The organism is Dyella japonica A8, from assembly GCF_000725385.1.
Taxonomy (GTDB): Bacteria; Pseudomonadota; Gammaproteobacteria; order Xanthomonadales; family Rhodanobacteraceae; genus Dyella; species Dyella japonica_C.
In genome coordinates this window covers 2611940-2630609 of record NZ_CP008884.1, presented here as the reverse complement: position 1 = coordinate 2630609, position 18670 = coordinate 2611940, and the positions used below count along the sequence as shown (strand labels likewise).

13 protein-coding genes are annotated in these 18670 nt (G+C 66.4%); 7 read left to right on the top strand and 6 right to left on the bottom strand.

Annotated features, from left to right (window positions below; genetic code table 11):
- Positions 1-140 precede the first annotated feature (140 nt).
- A complete protein-coding gene (locus HY57_RS10990; RefSeq protein WP_019463623.1) occupies positions 141-509 on the top strand; it encodes a winged helix-turn-helix transcriptional regulator in 369 nt (122 codons plus the stop codon).
- A 73-nt stretch (positions 510-582) separates the two neighbouring features.
- On the opposite strand, the gene cysK is transcribed toward HY57_RS10990, so the two are convergent.
- Together cysK and cysG are read right to left on the bottom strand one after the other, a co-directional pair.
- Positions 583-1524 (bottom strand): cysteine synthase A, encoded by a 942-nt coding sequence (gene cysK, locus HY57_RS10985; protein WP_019463622.1) that lies wholly within the window; start codon positions 1522-1524, stop codon positions 583-585.
- A 75-nt stretch (positions 1525-1599) separates the two neighbouring features.
- Positions 1600-3036: a siroheme synthase CysG gene (gene cysG, locus HY57_RS10980; RefSeq protein ID WP_019463621.1), complete on the bottom strand. Its 1437-nt coding sequence runs from the start codon at positions 3034-3036 to the stop codon at positions 1600-1602.
- Positions 3037-3371: 335 nt separating this feature from the next.
- Here cysG and HY57_RS10975 point away from each other — a divergent pair, with 335 nt between their 5' ends.
- Positions 3372-4391 carry a LysR substrate-binding domain-containing protein gene (locus HY57_RS10975; RefSeq protein WP_019463620.1) on the top strand — a complete coding sequence of 340 codons (1020 nt, stop codon included), beginning with the start codon at positions 3372-3374 and terminating at the stop codon, positions 4389-4391.
- 1123 nt (positions 4392-5514) lie between these two features.
- Here HY57_RS10975 and HY57_RS10970 read toward each other — a convergent pair.
- From HY57_RS10970 to HY57_RS10955, 4 genes are all read right to left on the bottom strand, one after another.
- Entirely contained in the window at positions 5515-7281 is a 1767-nt protein-coding gene (locus HY57_RS10970; protein ID WP_019464730.1) for a bifunctional sulfate adenylyltransferase/adenylylsulfate kinase, read from the bottom strand.
- Positions 7282-7350: 69 nt separating this feature from the next.
- Entirely contained in the window at positions 7351-8073 is a 723-nt protein-coding gene (locus HY57_RS10965; RefSeq protein ID WP_019464729.1) for a phosphoadenylyl-sulfate reductase, read from the bottom strand.
- The gene (gene cysI, locus HY57_RS10960) at positions 8070-9764 is read right to left on the bottom strand and encodes an assimilatory sulfite reductase (NADPH) hemoprotein subunit (protein WP_019464728.1); all 1695 of its coding nucleotides are present in this window, start codon (positions 9762-9764) and stop codon (positions 8070-8072) included. The genes HY57_RS10965 and cysI overlap by 4 nt, the downstream gene beginning before the upstream one ends.
- A gap of 1 nt (position 9765) precedes the next feature.
- Positions 9766-11550: an assimilatory sulfite reductase (NADPH) flavoprotein subunit gene (locus HY57_RS10955; RefSeq protein WP_019464727.1), complete on the bottom strand. Its 1785-nt coding sequence runs from the start codon at positions 11548-11550 to the stop codon at positions 9766-9768.
- A gap of 176 nt (positions 11551-11726) precedes the next feature.
- Here HY57_RS10955 and HY57_RS10950 point away from each other — a divergent pair, with 176 nt between their 5' ends.
- From HY57_RS10950 to odhB, 5 genes are all read left to right on the top strand, one after another.
- Positions 11727-12476, top strand: coding sequence for a sulfite exporter TauE/SafE family protein (locus HY57_RS10950; RefSeq protein WP_019464726.1), 750 nt, complete (start codon positions 11727-11729; stop codon positions 12474-12476).
- Between the two features lie 44 nt (positions 12477-12520).
- The gene (locus tag HY57_RS10945; protein WP_019464725.1) at positions 12521-13714 is read left to right on the top strand and encodes a cupin domain-containing protein; all 1194 of its coding nucleotides are present in this window, start codon (positions 12521-12523) and stop codon (positions 13712-13714) included.
- Positions 13711-14244, top strand: a complete 534-nt coding sequence (locus HY57_RS10940) for a hypothetical protein (protein ID WP_019464724.1) — start codon at positions 13711-13713, stop codon at positions 14242-14244. The genes HY57_RS10945 and HY57_RS10940 overlap by 4 nt, the downstream gene beginning before the upstream one ends.
- A gap of 260 nt (positions 14245-14504) precedes the next feature.
- The gene (locus HY57_RS10935; protein WP_019464723.1) at positions 14505-17351 is read left to right on the top strand and encodes a 2-oxoglutarate dehydrogenase E1 component; all 2847 of its coding nucleotides are present in this window, start codon (positions 14505-14507) and stop codon (positions 17349-17351) included.
- A gap of 81 nt (positions 17352-17432) precedes the next feature.
- Positions 17433-18638 (top strand): 2-oxoglutarate dehydrogenase complex dihydrolipoyllysine-residue succinyltransferase, encoded by a 1206-nt coding sequence (gene odhB, locus HY57_RS10930; RefSeq protein WP_019464722.1) that lies wholly within the window; start codon positions 17433-17435, stop codon positions 18636-18638.
- Positions 18639-18670 lie beyond the last annotated feature (32 nt).

Sequence of the window (18670 nt, the reverse complement as noted above, 5' to 3'; positions counted from 1 at the left end):
ACGGGATCGGCGCAACCCTGGGTCACGCAGGCCGTCGATGCTAGGCCACCATGGTTACTGTTGGATACCATCTAACCCCTGGTAACCCCTAAAATGCGGTAACCGCCGGGATACCGGATTCGTCCCACAGGATCGTCGCCATGGGCCTGCCCCTGCGCAAAAGCAAAGTCGCCCCGCCCCCCGGCTGCCCGCTCAGCGAAGTACTCGGCCTGCTGCGCGGCGCCTGGGCGCCCAACGTGATCTGGCAGCTGAGCGGCGAACCTCGCCGCTTCGGCGAACTGCGCCACGACATACCGCGCATTTCGGCGCGCGTGTTGAGCGCGCGGCTACGTGAGCTGGAAACGCGCGGCCTGGTGGCCCGCCGAGTGCTCGATACCTCGCCGCCTTCGGCCGAATACTCGTTGACGCCGCTGGGGCGCGAGTTGCTGCCGGCGATTGATGCGCTGGCGGATGTGGGGAAGAAGCTGCTGGATGAGTGGGAGGCCAGTCAGCGCCGGGGTGGGCGCTGAGCGGTGTGCGCAGGAGGCAAGCCCTCCAGCTCCCTCTCCTCGAAGAGAAGAGGGAGAAAAGAACTTGACCGCCTCACTCCACCTCGTCAGAACCCTCGTTGACACCCTCGAACAGGAACGTCGACAGATACCGCTCACCGGTATCGGGCAACATGGCCAGCAACACCGAGCCCTCCGACGCCCCCTTTGCTACCTCGAGCGCCGCCGCAAACGTGGCGCCCGCCGAAATACCCACGAAAATGCCTTCCTTCTTCGCCAGCTCACGCGACGTATCGCGAGCGAGCACATCGTCGATCGGCAAAATCTCGTTCGCCACGTTGCGATTGAGTACCGCCGGCACAAAGTCCGGCGTCCAGCCCTGGATCTTGTGCGGCTGCCACTCCTTGCCCGACAGCAACGCAGCACCCGCCGGTTCGCAGGCAATCACCTTCACCTCCGGCCGCGCCACCTTCAGCACCTCGCCCACGCCCGTGAGCGTGCCGCCCGTGCCCCAGCCGGTGACGAAATAATCCAGCCGCTTGCCGGCGAAATCGCGCAGGATCTCCGCCGCCGTCGTGTTGCGGTGATAGGACGGATTGGCCTCGTTCTCGAACTGCCTGGCGAGGAACCAGCCATTCTTGTCGGCCAGCTCCTTGGCCTTGCGCACCATGCCGCTGCCACGCTCGGCCGCCGGGGTGAGGACGACCTTGGCGCCGTAGGCGCGCATCAGCTTTCGGCGCTCGATGGAGAAGGTTTCGGTCATCACTGCCACGAACGGATAACCGCGCGCCGCACACACCGCGGCCAGGGCCACGCCGGTGTTGCCGGAGGTGGCTTCCACCACCGTCTGCCCGGGCTTGAGCAGGCCGCGCTGCTCGGCGTCGATGATGATGGCGTAAGCCAGGCGGTCTTTCACCGAACCGGCCGGGTTGAATGCCTCCACCTTCACGTACATCGTCACATGCTTCGGCGCCAGGCGATGGATGCGCACGATGGGCGTGTTGCCAATGGTGTCGAGGATGCTGTCGTAGATCATGGAAGGGCTCCGGAACTCGGCGTGGATAGGAAAGACAGAGGGCGCGATGGTGCGCCCCTCAGGGACAAGGTTGTGTCAAGCCGCCGCCGCGTTCGACAGCGATGGAGCCGGCGCGGCAAGGCTGCCCAGGGGCGGGCTGCCGAACCATGACAGGGTCGATGCCAGGCTAGCCACTTCACCGATGATCAGTAGCGCCGGCGACCTGACCTCATGCATGCTGGCCTGTTCGACCAGGTTGGCCAGTGTGCCGGTCACCACCCGTTGCTCCGGCCGGGAGCCATTCTCGACCAGGGCGAAGGGCGTACTCGCCGCGCGGCCGTGTTCCAACAGCTTCTGGCGGATCACCGGCAGCTCGCTGGTGCCCATGTAAACCGCCAAGGTCTGGCGCTCCTGCGCCAGCGCCGCCCAGTCGAGCGTGTCGTTGGAGTTCTGGCAGTGCGCCGTGACCAGACGCACCGACTGCGCGTGGTCGCGGTGCGTCAGCGGCACACCGGCATAGGCGGCGCAAGCCAGCGCGGCGGTAATGCCGGGCACCACTTCATACGGAATGTCATGGCTGCGCAGGAATTCCAGCTCCTCGCCGCCGCGCCCGAACACGAATGGATCGCCGCCCTTCAGCCGCACCACGCGCCGCCCCGCCTTGGCGTGGGCCAGCATCAGCGCGTGGATCTGTGTCTGCGTGGTGTGATGGTTGCCGGCCTGCTTGGCCACTTCGATGCGCTCAGCGTCACGGCGAGCCAGCGCCAGCACCTCCACGCTCACCAGGCGGTCGTGCAGGATCACATCCGCCTCGTTCAGCGCGCGCAAGCCACGCAGCGTGAGCAACCCCGGATCGCCAGGGCCGGCTCCCAGTAGCACCACAGAGCCGGCCGGCTTCGCTTCGATGGCGTCGAGCAGGCGCTCGGTCGAGGCTTCCGCCAGCGCCCACTGGCCACGACGCAGCAGGCCCTGCACCGGACCATTCAGCAAACGCTCGTAAAAGCGCCGACGCAGCGCCATGTCGGGCAGGCGTACCCGAATGCGTTGGCGCATCTGCGCCAGCAGGGTCGCCACCGGGCCCACCACCGGATCGATCAGCGTTTCCAGGCGCTCGCGCAGCAGCCGCGCCAGCATGGGCGCATGGCCGCCACTGGAAATGGCGATGGTGACCGGGGCGCGGTCAATCACGGCGGGCACGTGGAAACTGGACTGCTCCGCATCGTCGACGACATTGACGAACACGCGCCGGGTTTCAGCCAGCGCCGCGACACGTGCATTCAGCACCTTGTCCGACGTGGCTGCGACGACCAGCCACGCATCGTCGAGCCATGCGTCCTCGAACGAACCGCGCAACCATTGCATCCGCCCGGCCTGGACCCAGCCGAGCAGCGCGGGGGTGAGGTCGGGCGCCCCCACCGCAACCCGCGCGCCGGCTTCCAGCAAGACGGCAGCCTTGCGCTCGCCCACCACGCCGCCACCAACCACCAGTACCTGGCGACCGGACAGATCGGCAAACAGCGGGTAGAGCTTCATGAGACCCAGGCTCCATCATGAGGTGAAATACAGAACTGGCACGCTAGGCAGGCGCCGCCGCCCATACAAATGATTTCTGCGCGCGCAGACATGCCAGACCGTTATAAGCCTTGCGCCCCGGGCATTCCGCGGAAGTGTTGACGCAACGCAGCAATAGCTGTATAGACGTCTAATTGAGATCGCACCGTTACGGTAATCCATGGACATCCATCGCCAGCCGCCGGAAACCACCCTGACCGCCTGCAAACGCATGGCGGCGGCGTGCGAGCCTGCGCGATGTATCCGCAGCGCGACACCGAGCCTCCCCCATCTCGCTTGCCTGTGGAACCCGCACCATGACGCTTACCCAACTTCGTTACCTCGTCGCCATCGCTGATGCCGGCCTGAACATCACCCTCGCGGCCGAACGGGTGCACGCCACCCAGCCGGGCCTGAGCAAACTGCTGCGCCAGCTGGAGGACGAACTCGGCTTCCAGCTGTTCCACCGCAAGGGCCGCAGCCTGCACGCCATCACGCACGCCGGCACCCATGTGCTGGAACGCGCGCGCATCATCCTGGCGGAGGCGGCCAATATCCGCTCCATCGCCGCCAACCTGCGCAACGAGTCGCGCGGCACGCTGCGCATCGCCACCACCCACACGCAGGCGCGCTTCGCCCTGCCATCGGCCGTGGCGGCGCTGAGCCGCAGCTACCCGCAGGTCAGCGTGCACCTGCAGCCGGTCAGCGATTCGGACGTGATGTCGCTGCTCGACGGTGGCCAGGTCGACCTGGCCATCGTCAGCACCGCCGCCGGCGCGCCCCCGCCGAACGGCATCGCCCTGCCCGCCTACCGCTGGAATCGCACCGTCGTGGTGCCGAAGAACCATCCGCTGGCGAAGCACAAACAGGCGCCGACACTGGAACAGCTCGCCGCGCATCCGCTGATCAGCTACGACTCGTCGTTGAAACCGGAGTCGTCGCTGGTCCGGGCGTTCCAGAGCGCCGGCCTTGATCCGCAGATCGTGATGACGGCGAGCGATGCCGACCTCATCAAGACCTATGTCCGCGAAGGCCTGGGCATTGGCGTGCTGGCGGAAATGGCGTTCCAGCCCGGACAGGACACCGACCTGCGCGAACTCGGCGCCGACCATCTGTTTGCCGCCTGCACCACGTGGATCGTGCTGCGCCGTGAAAGCGTGCTGCGCGAATACGCGCTGGATTTCATCAGCGTGTTTGCGCCGCATCTGGAACGGCGGGCGGTGAGCCGGGCACTTACGTCGGGTGGTACGGGGACGTCGCAGTGGCCGGGGGTACCGCACTGGCGGGAGCGGAAGGTTCCGCTGAAGGTGGTGGAGCCGGTGGTGGAGGCGCAGTAGCGGCGTGACACTTGCTGCGCTGGTTGCGCGCAAGGGGTCGGGCTGACTTCACCGCTCTACAAGAGTCGTCATCCCCGCAGAGGCGCAGATCCAGTGACTCTGATCTCGGCCTTCGGTTGCTGTGATTCCGCAATCTGGCCGCCTACGCGGCGGGCGTTCCGACCTCCTGCCGGAGGCCGGGTCACTTTTCTTTGCTTGCCCACGCATGCGCAGGAGCGCCTGCGAACGGCAAAGCCGGCCCGAAGGGCGGAGGGCAGGATGCCCGGAGTAAAGATCCCACGGGGACTAGCTTCGCGTCGAAGGTAACCAAAAGAAAAGGCACCCGGAAGACGCGCCTTCCGGGCCTGCGGCCAGGAAGGTTCGCGAGCGGGTTCCGGGCTTTTCGACCGGGCATCCTGCCCCGAGGAAAAGTGCCTGGCATCCTTGCCAGGCACTCCTGCGGGGCCTGATCTCCACCCGCCCGCCGCGTCATACGGGGACCCGGGAGATCAAGAGCCAAAAGCCAAAAGGCAAAAGCCACAAGCCAAAGCAAGTGCTCGCGTCGTTGGCGGGGCATCCCAAGGTGGCGAGTCCCTTGTGGGAGAGCACCCTGTGCGCGACTGCGGCGTCTCGTAGTCACCGCTCCGTTAGGTTGTCGCGCACAGGGTGCGCTCCCACAGAAAAGCGGGTGACCGTGCGTATCACTTCTGGGCCGAAACGAAGCGAGACGCCGCTTTAAGTCCTCATCGACATGGCGCGTTGCGAAGCGCTTGGAAGTACCCGCTGTGTAGAGGCGAAGGTTGCTGAGCAACGACCTGCCTCACTCGTTCGGGTTTATCCCCACAGAATGCTGCCAGCCCTGGCTCTTCAGGCCATTTTCTTCGGGTTACTTTCGACGCGAAGCTAGTCCCCGTGGGATCTTTTGGGCCAGCAAAAGAAAAGTGACTCGGCCTTCGGCAGAAGGTCGAAACGCCCGCTGCGTAAGCGGCCCGATCGCGGGAAGGCCTGAGGCGACAACCGACCACGACAGAAACTGGATCCCGGCCTGCGCCGGGATGACGGGTAGGAAGGGTGGGGCTGGATTGTCGAGAGCCTCCAGCGGGCCCCTCCGTGCGCCTCGCCTCCCAAAGCCACACCCACCCACTCATCCCCCAAGCAACCCACGCTGCTCCAGCAGCGAAACAATATGCGTCGCCAACACCAGCGGATCCCCACCATTCCCATCAATCCGCAACTCCGGTGCCACCGGCTCCTCATACGGATCACTGATCCCGGTGAAATGCGTAATCACCCCGGCCCGCGCCTGCGCATACAACCCCTTGCGGTCCCGCGCCTCGCACACATCCAGGGCCGTCGCCACATGGATCTCGATGAAGTCACCATGCGACTCCACTAGCGCACGTGCTTCGGCGCGCGCATCCGCATAAGGCGCAATGGGCGCGCACACCGCGATGCCGCCGTGGCGCACGATCTCGCTCGCCACATAACCGATGCGCGTCACGTTGGCGTTGCGGTCTTCGCGGGAGAACCCCAGCCCGCGCGAAAGATGCTTGCGCACCTCATCACCATCCAGCACGGTGACCGCGCGGCTGGTGCGCTCCAGCAGCTGCGCCACCACGGCCTGGGCGATCGTTGACTTGCCAGCGCCCGACAGACCGGTGAAGAACAGCGCAAAGCCACGTGACGCCTGGGCGGGATGACGCTCCCTCAGGATCTTCACCACTTCCGGAAACGAGAACCACGACGGAATCTCGCTGCCCTCATGCAGATGGCGGCGCAGCTGGGTGCCGGAGATGTCGCGCACCTCGTCGTCCGGCAGCACTTCGTTCGAGGGCAGGTAGGCGTCCCGATTGGCAACATAGACCATCGCCGGGAACGGCACGATGCGGATACCCAGTTCATCCTGGTGCCGTTCCAGCAGATGCTGTGCATCGAACGGACCGTAGAACGGGTTGCCGTTGGAATCCTTGCCCGGACCTGCATGATCGCGGCCCACGATGAAGTGGCTGGCACCGTAGTTCTTGCGGATGATCGCGTGCCACAAGGCCTCACGCGGCCCGCCCATGCGCATGGCCAGCGGCAGCAGCGAAAGATGCGCGCTGTTCGCGGGATACTGCGGCAGCAGTGCCTGGTAGCAGCGCACCCGCGTGTAGTGATCGATATCGCCCGGCTTGGTGCGCCCCACCGACGGCTGCACCAGCAATTTGGCGCCCACCTGCTGCGCGGCGCGCAAGGTCAGCTCGCGGTGGGCACGGTGCATGGGGTTGCGCGTCTGGAACGCGACGATGCGGTGCCAACCTTGCGACTCGAACCACGCACGCAGGCTGCGCGGCGTATCGCGCAGCGAGGTGAAGTCGTAATGCGAGGGTGCCTGGATGCCGCGCAGGCGGCCACCCAGATTGACGGGCCGATACCGATCCAGCAGGTCGGCAACACCGGGATGCGCGCGGTCGGTGGTGCCGAACACCTTCAGCGCTTCGTGGGTGCGATCCGGGCGATAGATATCCTGCACTTCCAGCACGGCCAGCGGCACGCCCTGCGAGTCGCGCAGCGCCACCTCGCTGCCGGGCGCCAACCGCTCGGCGAACGCTTCGCTGACGTCCAGCGTGATGGGGATGGGCCACAAGGTGCCATCCGCCAGGCGGTACTCTTCCACCACGCGGTCGTAATCGCGCTGGGTAAGAAACCCTTCGAGCGGCGAAAATGCGCCACTGAGCAGCAGTTCCAGGTCGCACAACTGCCGCGTATCCAGGTCCACGCCGGGCAGGCCCGCGCTGCGCTGCTTGAGCGCAGCGGCTTCATCGGCGGGCAGGTACAACTCCTTCAACACGCCGCCGTGCGGCGCGATCAGCGTAGGGGCTTCTTCATCGAAAGCGGTGACATCGGACTGGGCAAGTGCGCTCTGGCTCATGGTGTGTGTCTTTGTTCGGGCGGGGCGGCGACCGGCGTCAGGCGCCGGATCGGTTCTTGTGTGCTTCGGTCAGACCAGGCCGTGAAGTCCGCATTCGCGCTTCAGGCCGAAGAAACGGGTGGCGTCGGCATCCGTGCCGGGCTCCCAGCGGTGCGTGGTATGCACGTCGCCGATGGAGATGTAGCCCTGGTCCCATAGCGGGTGGTACGGCAGCCCGTGCTTGCGCAGGTACATGCCCACGTCGCGATCACTCCAGTCGGCGATGGGATGGAATTTCCAGCGCTCGTCGCGACGCTCGGCGAACGGGACACCGGCACGCGTACGCGCCTGGCTGCGGCGCAGGCCGGCAAACCACGAACCCGCGCCCAGCTCGCGCAAGGCGCGCTGCATCGGCTCAACCTTGCGCAGCTGGTTGTAGCGGTCGATACCCGCCACGCCCTGCTCCCACAGTCGCCCTTCCCGCGCTTCCAGCCATGCCGGGCTTTCCTCGGCGCTGAAAATCCTGAGGTTCAGCGACAGGCGATCACGCAGCTCGTCGATGAAGCGATAGGTCTCGGGAAACAGGTAGCCGGTGTCGATCAGGATCACGGGCAGATCTGGCCGCTGCCGCGTGAGCAAATGCAGGGACACAGCCGCCTGCGCGCCGAAACTGGAAGAGAGCACATGCGCCCCGGGCGCATAGGCCAGTGCCCAGACCACGCGCTGCTCCGCATCCAGGGTACCCAGCCACGTATTGAGCTCATTCCGCGCCTTGGCATCGTGCAGCGCATCCTCGAGCAACGCCTGTTTCATGCCACCACCTCCGCGGGAATCCGGCGCGTGTTCGCGCTTATGACGCCGGTGCGCAGCAGGAAGTCGCCGAAGCCTTCCTGGTCGACGCGACCGCTTGCATAGTTGGCGAACAGCGGCGCCAGTGCCTCGAGAATCGAGGGCTCGTCCACGTTCTCCCGGTAGAGCTGGTTCAGGCGTTCTCCGCGGAAATCCGCGCCGAGGCGAAGGTCATAGCGCCCGGGGCCACGCCCCACCAAGGCGATCTCGCCGAGATAGGGGCGCGAGCAACCGTTCGGGCATCCCGACAGACGCAGAAGGATCGGCGCATCGCGCAAACCGTGCGCCTCCAGCAATGCCTCGAGTCTGGGGAGCAGTTGCGGCAGATAGCGCTCGCTTTCCGCCATGGCCAGGCCGCAGGTGGGCAAGGCCACGCAGGCAATCGCATGCTTGCGGATGCCGCTCTGCGTGCGGTATCCATCCAGGCCGTGCGCCGCCACGATGGCGTCGATGCGCGCACGTTGATCCGCCGCCACGTTGGCGACGATCACGTTCTGGTTGCAGGTCATGCGGAAATCGCCGTCATGCACCTTCGCCAGCTCGCGCAAGCCGCTGAGCCAGCGGTGCTCGCCCACGTCGGCGAGCCGGCCGGACTCGATCTGCAACGTCAGGTGCCAACGACCATCCTCGCCTTCGATCCAGCCATAGCGGTCGCCGTTATGGTCGAAGCGATAGGCACGCGCCGGCTCCAGCGCGAAACCCAGGCGTTGCTCGAGCTCCGCCTTGAAGGCATCCAGGCCCCGGTGATCGAGGGTGTACTTCAGCCGCGCGTGCTTGCGCTCGTTGCGGTTGCCCCAGTCGCGCTGCACGGCCACGATGGTCTCGGCGACCGCGAACAGGCGATCGGGCGTGGTGAAGCCGATGACGCTCGCCAGCCGTGGATAGGTGCTGGGATCGCCATGCGTGGCGCCCATGCCACCGCCAATGGCGACATTGAAGCCCGTCAGCTCGCCCTGCTCGATGATGGCGATAAGGCCCAGATCCTGGGCGAATACATCGATATCGTTGAGTGGCGGTATGGCCAGGCCAATCTTGAACTTGCGCGGCAGGTAGGTGCGCCCGTACAGCGGTTCCTCGTCCTTCGGCTCGCCAACGAGCGGCTCACCGTCCAGCCAAATCTCGTGATAGGCCCGCGTGCGTGGCGACAGCTCTTCGGACAGGCGCGTGGCCCATGCGTAGGCGAGCGCATGCGCGGATGATTCCACCGGATTGGGCGTGCTCACCACATTGCGGACCACGTCGCCGCACGCGGCGATGGTGGTCGCCAACGCCTCATGGATGGCTGCCATGGTCGGCTTGAGGTGGTTCTTGATGATGCCGTGCCACTGGAAGGTCTGGCGCGTGGTGATGCGCAGCGTGCCATTGGCGTGCTCGCGGGCGATGCGGTCGAACACCAGCCACTGCGCGGGCGTCACCACACCGGACGGCAGGCGCGCGCGCAACATGAAGGAGTAGGCAGGTTCCAGTTTCTGCTTGCGGCGTTCTTCGCGCAGGTCGCGATCGTCCTGCAGGTAGCTACCGTGGAACTTCAGCAGCTTGTTGTCATCGTCGCTGATTGCGTTGGTGACCGGATCGCGCAGACCCTCCGCGATGGAACCGCGCAGATAGCGGCTGTTGACCTTGATGCGTTCGAGATCGGAAAGCGGTGTCGTCATGTCAGTACACGTCGCGGGCGTAGCGCCCCTGCTGCAGTAGGTCGGACAACCATTCCCTGGCGTGTTCCTGCGAAAGGCCACCGTGCGTCACGGCCACGTCGAGCAGTGCGGCATGCACGTCCTTCGCCATGAAGTTGGCGTCGCCGCACACGTAAATGTGGGCGCCTTCCTGCAACCAGGCATACAAGTCGCGCCCCTGCTCTCGGATGCGCTGCTGCACGTAGACCTTGGCGTCGCCGTCGCGCGAGAAAGCCAGGTCCAGGCGATCCAGCGAGCCGTCACGCAACGCCGCCTGCCATTCGATCTGGTAGAGAAAATCGCGGGTGAAGTGGCGGTTGCCGAAGAACAGCCAGTTGCGCCCACCCGCGCCGGTTTCGCGGCGCTCCTGCACGAAGGCGCGGAACGGCGCCACGCCAGTGCCCGGGCCGATCATGATGACGTCGCGCGCGCTGTCCTTGGGCAGTCGGAAGCGCTCGTTTTCCTCGATGAAGACCGGCACGCGGTGATCGTCGCCAGCCGCCGCGATGAAGGAGGACGCCGCGCCCCAATGGCGCTCGCCATACGCCTCGTAATCCACCACCGCGACCGTCAGGTGCACTTCATCACCCACCGCCTTCTGGCTGGAAGCGATGGAGTACAGCCGCGGCGTCTGCGGGCGCAACACGGCCACCAGTTCGTCGGCTGCCCATTCGGCGGGGTGACGACGCCACAGGTCGATCGGCTGGTCTTCCGCCAGCAGTGCGGCCAGGCTGGCCGAGCGGTCCGGCCGCAGCAGGCCGGCCAGTTTCTCGTCGCCGCTGGCATCGGCCACGGCGGCGATCAGCGGTCGGCTCAGGCGCGTCAGTTCGCGCTCATGCGAAAGCCAACGGCGCAAAGGCAATTCCCTGCCGTCGTGGTGTACCGGCTGTTCGCCATCCAGCTTCAGCAGCGTGAGCCACTGGTCGACCAGCGCCGGCGGATTCTCCGGCCACACGCCAATGGCGTCGCCGGGTTCGTAGCTCAGGCCGGAGCCTTCCAGCGAGAGTTCCACGTGGCGAATATCGCGACCGGCGTCGCGCGCCACGATGGCCTGATTGTCGAGCACGCTTGCCGCAAAAGGATGTTCACGAGTGTAAGCGACGCGCGAGGGCACCGGCTGCAGGTTCGCCACGCGCGCCACGGGCTGCGTGGCGCCCAGCACCTTCTTCGCCTGATCGAGTGCGTGTTCCGCCCACGGCGCGGCGACGGCATCGATGTCCACGTCAGCTTCGCCCAGTGGCGCGAAGCGCGAGGCGCCCAGTTCGGCAAAGCGCGCGTCCAGTTGGCGGCCGATCGCGCAGAACTGCGGGTAGCTCGAGTCGCCAAGCCCGAGCACCGTGTACTGCAGGCCGGGCAGTTTCGGGGCACGCTTGCCGAGAATGAACTCGACCAGGCCGCGTGCGTCGTCCGGCGGCTCGGCATCGCCCTGCGTGGAGATCACGACGGCGAGATGGGTTTCCTTGGCGAGGTCCCGCTGGGGATAGCTGTCGGCCCGGACCAGGCGAACGGCCAGCCCGGCGGCTTCAGCGCGTGTGCTCAGCTGGGTGGCGAGGCGCTTGGCCTGGCCGGTCTGGCTACCATAGAGAATGGTGAGCCGTTCGCCCGTGGCCTTGGCCGCCTGCACCGGTACGGTGCCATGCCGCACCTGCTCGGCACGGGCGGCGCTCCACGCGGCGATCCAGTAAAGCTCGGCGGGGCCGAGTCCGTCGGCCAGCCGCTCCAGTGACGACAGCTTGTCGCTGTCGATGGAGGCCAGCCCGGTTTGCATTGCGACGACGGCGTTCACGGTCCACCTTTGGACGTCCAGACATCTGGACACCCAAAGTAGTCATCACGTTTTGTCATGTGAAAGGACGTGTTGTCATAACCTTATGTCCGCGGGCTTATTTCCCATCCGCGGCAGGCACCGCGTAAACTGGGCCCGTCCTCACCACGTTCAGGTTCATGCCCACGGACTTCCTCATCTCCGCCGCCATCGGCGTGCTGGCCCAGCTGGTCGACGGCGCGCTGGGCATGGCCTATGGCGTCACCTCGGCGGCCATGCTGCTGGCCCTGGGCATTCCGCCCGCCATGGCCAGCGCCAGCGTGCATTACGCGGAAACGCTGACCTGTGGCGCCTCGGGGATCAGCCACGTCATGGCCGGCAACGTGATCAAGCGGCTGTTCTGGGCGCTGGTGATCCCGGGCGCCATCGGCGCCACCGCGGGCGCCTACGTGGTCAGCCATGTCCCGGCGGTCTGGATGAAGCTGGCGCTGACGCCCTACCTGATCGGCATGGGCCTGTTCCTGCTGCTCCGCCCCCAGCGCCGCCAGCGCCTGCACGAGGACACTCCGCCCGTCAGCCGCCCGCTGGGGCTGGTCGCCGGCTTTGCCGACGCCGTGGCCGGGGGCGGCTGGAGCGCGCTGACCGTCACCACGCTGGTGGCACGCGGGGTGCGCCCCCGCATGGTCATCGGCACCGTCCACTTGGCCAAGTGCGTGGTGAGTGCGGTCGCCAGCATCAGCTTCTTCGTGCACGTGGGCTTTCCGCACGGCGCGTCCGTGGCCGGGCTGATCGTGGGCGGCGTGGTGGCGGCACCGCTCAGCGCCGTGCTGGCCCGCCGGATGCCGCCCCGCGTGGCCACCATCCTTGCTGCGCTGGCGGTGCTAGCCATCGGCATCAACAACATCGCGCACACCCTGCTGTCGCACTGACGGCGGTCAACAGGGCCGTCATCGCCTTCGCATAGAATGGCGGGATGACCAAAACACCCGCCCTCCCCATCGAAGTCCGCGGCAGCGCCAAGCAGCCGCTGGGCATGAGCCCCGCCCAGTTCCTGCGCGACTACTGGCAGAAGCGCCCGCTGCTGATCCGCCAGGCTTTTCCCGATTTCGTCTCGCCCATCGAGCCGGACGACCTGGCCGGCCTGGCGCTGGAGGAAACGGCGCTGTCCCGCCTGATCATCCACGACGAGAATCGCGACCGCTGGAAGGTGAAGACCGGCCCGCTGACCGAGAAGGACTTCGCCAGCACGCCCAACAAGAACTGGACCCTGCTGGTGCAGGACGTGGACAAGTGGGACGCCGACGTGGCCGCCCTGCTGGAAGACTTCCGCTTCCTGCCAAGCTGGCGCCTGGACGACATCATGATTTCGTACGCCGAGCCCGGCGGCGGTGTGGGCCCCCACGTGGACCAGTACGACGTGTTTCTGCTGCAGGGCCTGGGCCAGCGGCACTGGGCCATCGACACCAACCCGGACGCCCCCAAGGACTTCCGTCCCGACGTCGAACTCAAGCAACTGAGCGTATTCGAGCCTGACCACGAATGGTTGCTCGAACCCGGCGACATGCTCTACCTGCCGCCCGGCGTGCCGCATGACGGCGTGGCCTTCGGCGGCCCCTGCCTGACCATCTCGGTGGGCATGCGCGCGCCCTCGCAGGCCGAGTTGACTGGCGACCTGGCGGACTACCTCGCCGAACGCCTACCCGACGAGCTGCGCTACACGGACCCCGACCTTGCCCCGGCCAAGTCCGCCGGCGAGATCGACCGCACCGCCCTGGCCCGCCTCCGGCAGGCCCTGCCCTTTGCGTCGGCACTGGACGACGCCACCCTGACCGATTGGTTCGGTCGTTTCATCACCCGTTACCGCAACGCCCGGGCGCCGGTGCCGCCGGAGAAGGAACTGGCCGAGGCGGCCCTGCGCAAGCAGCTGGATGGCGGCGCCAGCCTGCTTCGCCACCCCTGGGCACGCATGGCGTGGGCGCGCGGCAAGAAAGGCGCGACCCTGTTCGTCAACGGGCATGCCTATCCGACCACGATGGCGCTTGCCGAGGGCCTTTGCCAGGCGCGTGAGCTCACCCCGGGCAAGTCGGCACCGGCGGACGAGCTGGCCATCCTGCTTGCCCTGGTCAACGACGGCCACCTGGTCGCGCACAAGCCCCGCCGGCGATGAGCGGCCCGGGCGTCCATGGGGAAGGCGCGGACAGCGGGCAGGCCTCGGCCACGCCGCCCCTGGTAGCCGGCAGCCGTGCGGAAGTGGCCGCGGCCCGCCTGCGCCTGCTCACCGACGCCCGGCGACGCGTTGCCATCTACCAGCCGCTGCTCCCCGATGACGTCTACGGTACGCCGCCCGAGCTGGCGGAGCTCCGGCGCATCGCCACCTCCGGCCGCGGCGCGGAGATCCGCCTGATCCTGCACGCGCCGGAAGAGGCCTTGCGCGACAACCATCGCCTCATCGCCCTGGCTCAGCGCCTGCCCAGCATGGTGCTGGTGCGCGCACCGCTGGAAGATGTGGATCTGGCCTACGCCTCGTCCTACCTGCTGACCGATCAGGGCGGCTACCTGTTCCAGCCGGACGCGCGTCGCACGGACGGTCGCGCCTCCACCGCCGATCGCGCCACCCAGGCGCCCCTGCTCCAGCATTTCAACGATGTGTGGGAGCGCTCGGCCCGCGCCACGGCCTGGCAGCCGCTCGATCTTTAGCCGCAGGCTGAACGGCCGGCGCGTCCATGCCCGCCACGGCCACATCGCTGCAAAACGCGTCCTTCACCGTTCAAATCCGTGGCCTACGACGATGGTCGGTACCCGGAAACTCGAAATATCGTCCGATGACCCCATCTGAAGTGCGTCTTTTGGGTTGCCGCGTCGCAGCAGCCCAAGGCTATAATTAACGGGATTTTTCCCAGCCATCCGGCCAACCCCGGCCGGAGCGCTGCAAGCCTCCCTTCCTCACCGGTGGTGACGTGAGCACTAATCTGATCCGCGAGTTTTTCGAATCCTCCCAACTCGCCGGCGGCAACGCCGATTACGTTGAACAGCTCTATGAATCGTGGTTGGCAGACCCTTCGTCGGTCGATGCCACCTGGAGCAAATATTTCGAGACTTTCAAAGGCCGCGAGTCGGGGGACGTGCCCCACTCTGCGGCCATTGCGCGTATAGAGGCCGCGCAAAAGCAGCGCCGTAACGGTGTTGCCGTCGCCGCAGGCCCTGTCGACGACGCCCACGCCCGCAAGCAGGCCGGCGTGCTGCGCATCCTTACCGCCTACCGTTCGCGCGGCCACCTGGCCTCGAACCTCGACCCGCTCGGCCTGGCCGAGAAGCTGCCGGCTCCGGATCTGGAACCCTCGTTCCACGGTCTGTCCGACGCCGACCTGGATACCGAGTTCGACTGCGGCAACTTCGCCGGTGGCGGCCAGCGCATGAAGCTGCGCGATCTGCTGGCTCGACTGAAGAAGGTGTACACCAACACCCTCGGCGTCGAGTTCATGCACATCAGCAACCATGAGCAGCGCAACTGGATCTACACCCGCCTGGAGCAGGCCAACGGCAGCGCCGGCCTCGACGCCGCGGGCAAGAAGCGTGTCCTCGCCGAGCTGACCGCCGCCGAAGGCCTTGAGCGCTACCTGCACACCAAGTACGTCGGCCAGAAGCGCTTCTCGCTGGAAGGCGGCGACAGCCTGATCCCGATGGTGGACGACATGGTCCGCGCCGCCGGCGACAACGGCATCAAGGAAGTCGTGATCGGCATGGCCCACCGCGGCCGCCTCAACATGCTGGTCAACATCCTGGGCAAGCCGCCGCGCACCCTGTTCAACGAGTTCGAAGGCAAGTGGGACCATCCGGATGATCCGGCCCACTCGGGCGACGTGAAGTACCACATGGGCTTCTCCGCCGACGTCAAGACGCCGAATGGCGGCACCCACGTGGCGCTGGCGTTCAACCCGTCGCACCTTGAGATCGTCAACCCGGTGGTGGCCGGCTCGGTGCATTCGCGCCAGATCCGCCGCCGCGACACCGAGCGCAAGCAGTCGATGGCCGTCATCGTGCACGGCGACTCGGCGCTGGCCGGCCAGGGCGTGAACATGGAACTGTTCAACATGTCCCAGGCCCGCGGCTTCAAGATCGGCGGCAGCCTGCACATCGTGGTGAACAACCAGGTGGGCTTTACCACGTCGAACCCGCAGGACACCCGCTCCACGCTGTACTGCACCGACCTGGCCAAGATGGTCAACGCGCCGGTGTTCCACGTGAACGGCGATGACCCGGAAGCGGTAATCCAGGCCACGCGCCTGGCCTACGATTTCCGCAAGCAGTTCCGCAAGGACGTGGTGATCGACCTGGTGTGCTACCGCCGCCACGGCCACAACGAGGCCGACGAGCCCGCCGCCACGCAGCCGGTGATGTACCAGATCATCCGCAAGCGCCCGACCACCCGCGATCTGTACGCGCAGGAGCTGGTCAAGCAGGGCGTGATCGCCGACGGCGACGGGCAGAAGATGTTCGAGGACTACCGCAACCGCCTCGAGGCTGGCGAGCCGATGACCGAGCTGACCACGTCGCTCATCAAGGACATCGAGGTCGACTGGGACAAGTTCATCGGCGGCAAGCTGTCCACCGAGACCCCGACCGGTTACCCCAAGCAGCGTCTGGTCGAGCTGGCCAACCAGATCCTGGTGACGCCCAAGGACATGACGCTGCAGTCGCGCGTGGCCAAGATCTACGACGACCGCGCCAAGATGGCCGCGGGCGAGCTGCCGGGCGACTGGGGCTTCGCCGAGAACCTGGCCTACGCCTCGCTTATCGACGAGAACTACAACCTGCGCCTGGTGGGCCAGGACGTGGGTCGCGGCACGTTCTTCCATCGTCATGCCGTGCTGCATGACCAGAAGACCGGCTACACCTACATGCCGTTGGCCGACGTGCGCTCCGGCGCCGACGTGGAAGTGATCGACTCGCTGCTCAGCGAAGAAGCGGTCATGGCGTTCGAGTACGGCCACGCCACCACCGACCCCTACACCCTGCACATCTGGGAAGGCCAGTTCGGCGACTTCGCCAACGGCGCGCAGGTGGTGATCGACCAGTTCATCAGCTCGGGCGAAGCGAAGTGGAACCGCCTGTGCGGCCTGGCACTGTTCCTGCCCCACGGCTATGAAGGCCAGGGTCCGGAGCACTCCTCCGCCCGCCTGGAGCGCTTCCTGCAGCTGTGCGCGCTGGACAACATGCAGGTCTGCGTGCCGACCACGCCGGCCCAGGCGTTCCACATGATCCGCCGCCAGATGGTGCGCCCGACGCGCAAGCCGCTGATCGTGATGACGCCCAAGTCGCTGCTGCGCCACAAGCTGGCCGTGTCCACGCTGGACGAACTCGCCAACGGCAGCTTCCAGCTGGTGATCCCGGAACACCGCGAGGTGGCCGCCAAGAAGGTCAAGCGCGTGGTGTTCTGCTCGGGCAAGGTCTACTACGACCTGCTGGAAGACGCCGAGAAGCGCGGTCTCACCGACGTCGCCATCGTGCGCGTGGAACAGCTCTATCCGTTCCCGCGCCCGCAGGTCACGGCCGAACTGGAAAAGTATCCTTCCGCCAAGGAAGTGATCTGGTGCCAGGAAGAGCCGATGAACCAGGGCGCGTGGTTCCAGATCCGCCACCATCTGCAGGCCTGCATTGGCAGCAAGCAGAGCCTGTCGTACGCCGGTCGCGCGCGTTCGCCGGCGCCGGCCGCGGGTCATCTGAATACCCACGTCGCCGAACAGGCGGCACTCGTCGAGCAGGCACTGGTCGCGCCGGTTGGCACCGACCACGCGGCTGAATAAAAAATACTGAAAAGTGCGGCCAAGGACGGCCGCTTTTTGACCTTAGCGTTCAGGGATGAGCGCACTAATCAAGGACCATTTATGTCTATCGAAGTCAAAGTTCCTGTCCTGCCCGAGTCCGTCTCCGACGCCACCATCGCCACCTGGCACAAGCAGGCCGGTGAAGCGGTCAAGCGCGACGAAAACCTGGTCGACCTCGAAACCGACAAGGTCGTGCTCGAAGTGCCCTCGCCGGTCGACGGCGTGCTGAAGGAAATCAAGTTCCAGTCCGGCGACACCGTGACCAGCCAGCAGGTCATCGCGGTGATCGAGGAAGGCGCTGCCGCCGCTGCTCCGGCTCCGGCCGCTGCCGCTCCGGCCCCCGCCGCCGCTCCGGCTGCTGCCCCGGCCGCTCCGGCTGCCGCCAAGGCGGGCAACGCCGACCTGTCGCCGGCCGGCCTGCGCGTGGCCACCGAGCAGAACATCGACGCCTCCAAGGTCGCCGGCACCGGCCGCGACGGCCGCGTGACCAAGGAAGACCTGGTCAATTACGGCAAGGGTGGCTCCGCTGCGGCTGCCGCCCCGGCCGCCGTGCCGACCCCGGGCTCGCGTCCGGAAGAGCGCGTGCCGATGACCCGCATGCGCGCCCGCATCGCTGAGCGCCTGATGCAGTCGAAGAACTCCATCGCCATGCTCACCTCGTTCAACGAAGTGAACCTGGCTGAAGTGGTGAAGATGCGCAAGGCGCTGGGCGAGTCGTTCGAGAAGGCCAATGGCGTGAAGCTGGGCTTCATGAGCTTCTTCGTGAAGGCTGCCGCCGAAGCGCTGAAGCGTCATCCGATCATCAATGCCTCGGTCGACGGCAACGACGTCGTCTATCACGGCTACCAGGACATCTCCATCGCCGTGTCCACCGACAAGGGCCTGGTGACGCCGGTGCTGCGCGACGTGCAGGACATGGGCTTCGCCGATGTCGAGAAGGGCATCCTCAACTACGCCAAGAAGGCGCGTGACGGCAAGCTGGGCCTGGACGACCTGCAGGGCGGCACCTTCACCATCACCAACGGCGGCACCTTCGGTTCGCTGCTGTCGACCCCGATCGTGAACCCGCCGCAGAGCGCCATCCTGGGCATGCACGCCATCAAGGAGCGCGCCATCGTCGAGAACGGCCAGGTGATCGCCGCCCCGATGATGTACCTGGCGCTGTCCTACGATCACCGCATCATCGACGGCAAGGACGCGGTGCTGTTCCTGGTCGACATCAAGAACCAGTTGGAAAACCCGCAGCGGATGCTTCTTGGTCTCTGACCAAGAAGCAAAATCAGGCACGAAGCTCTGGC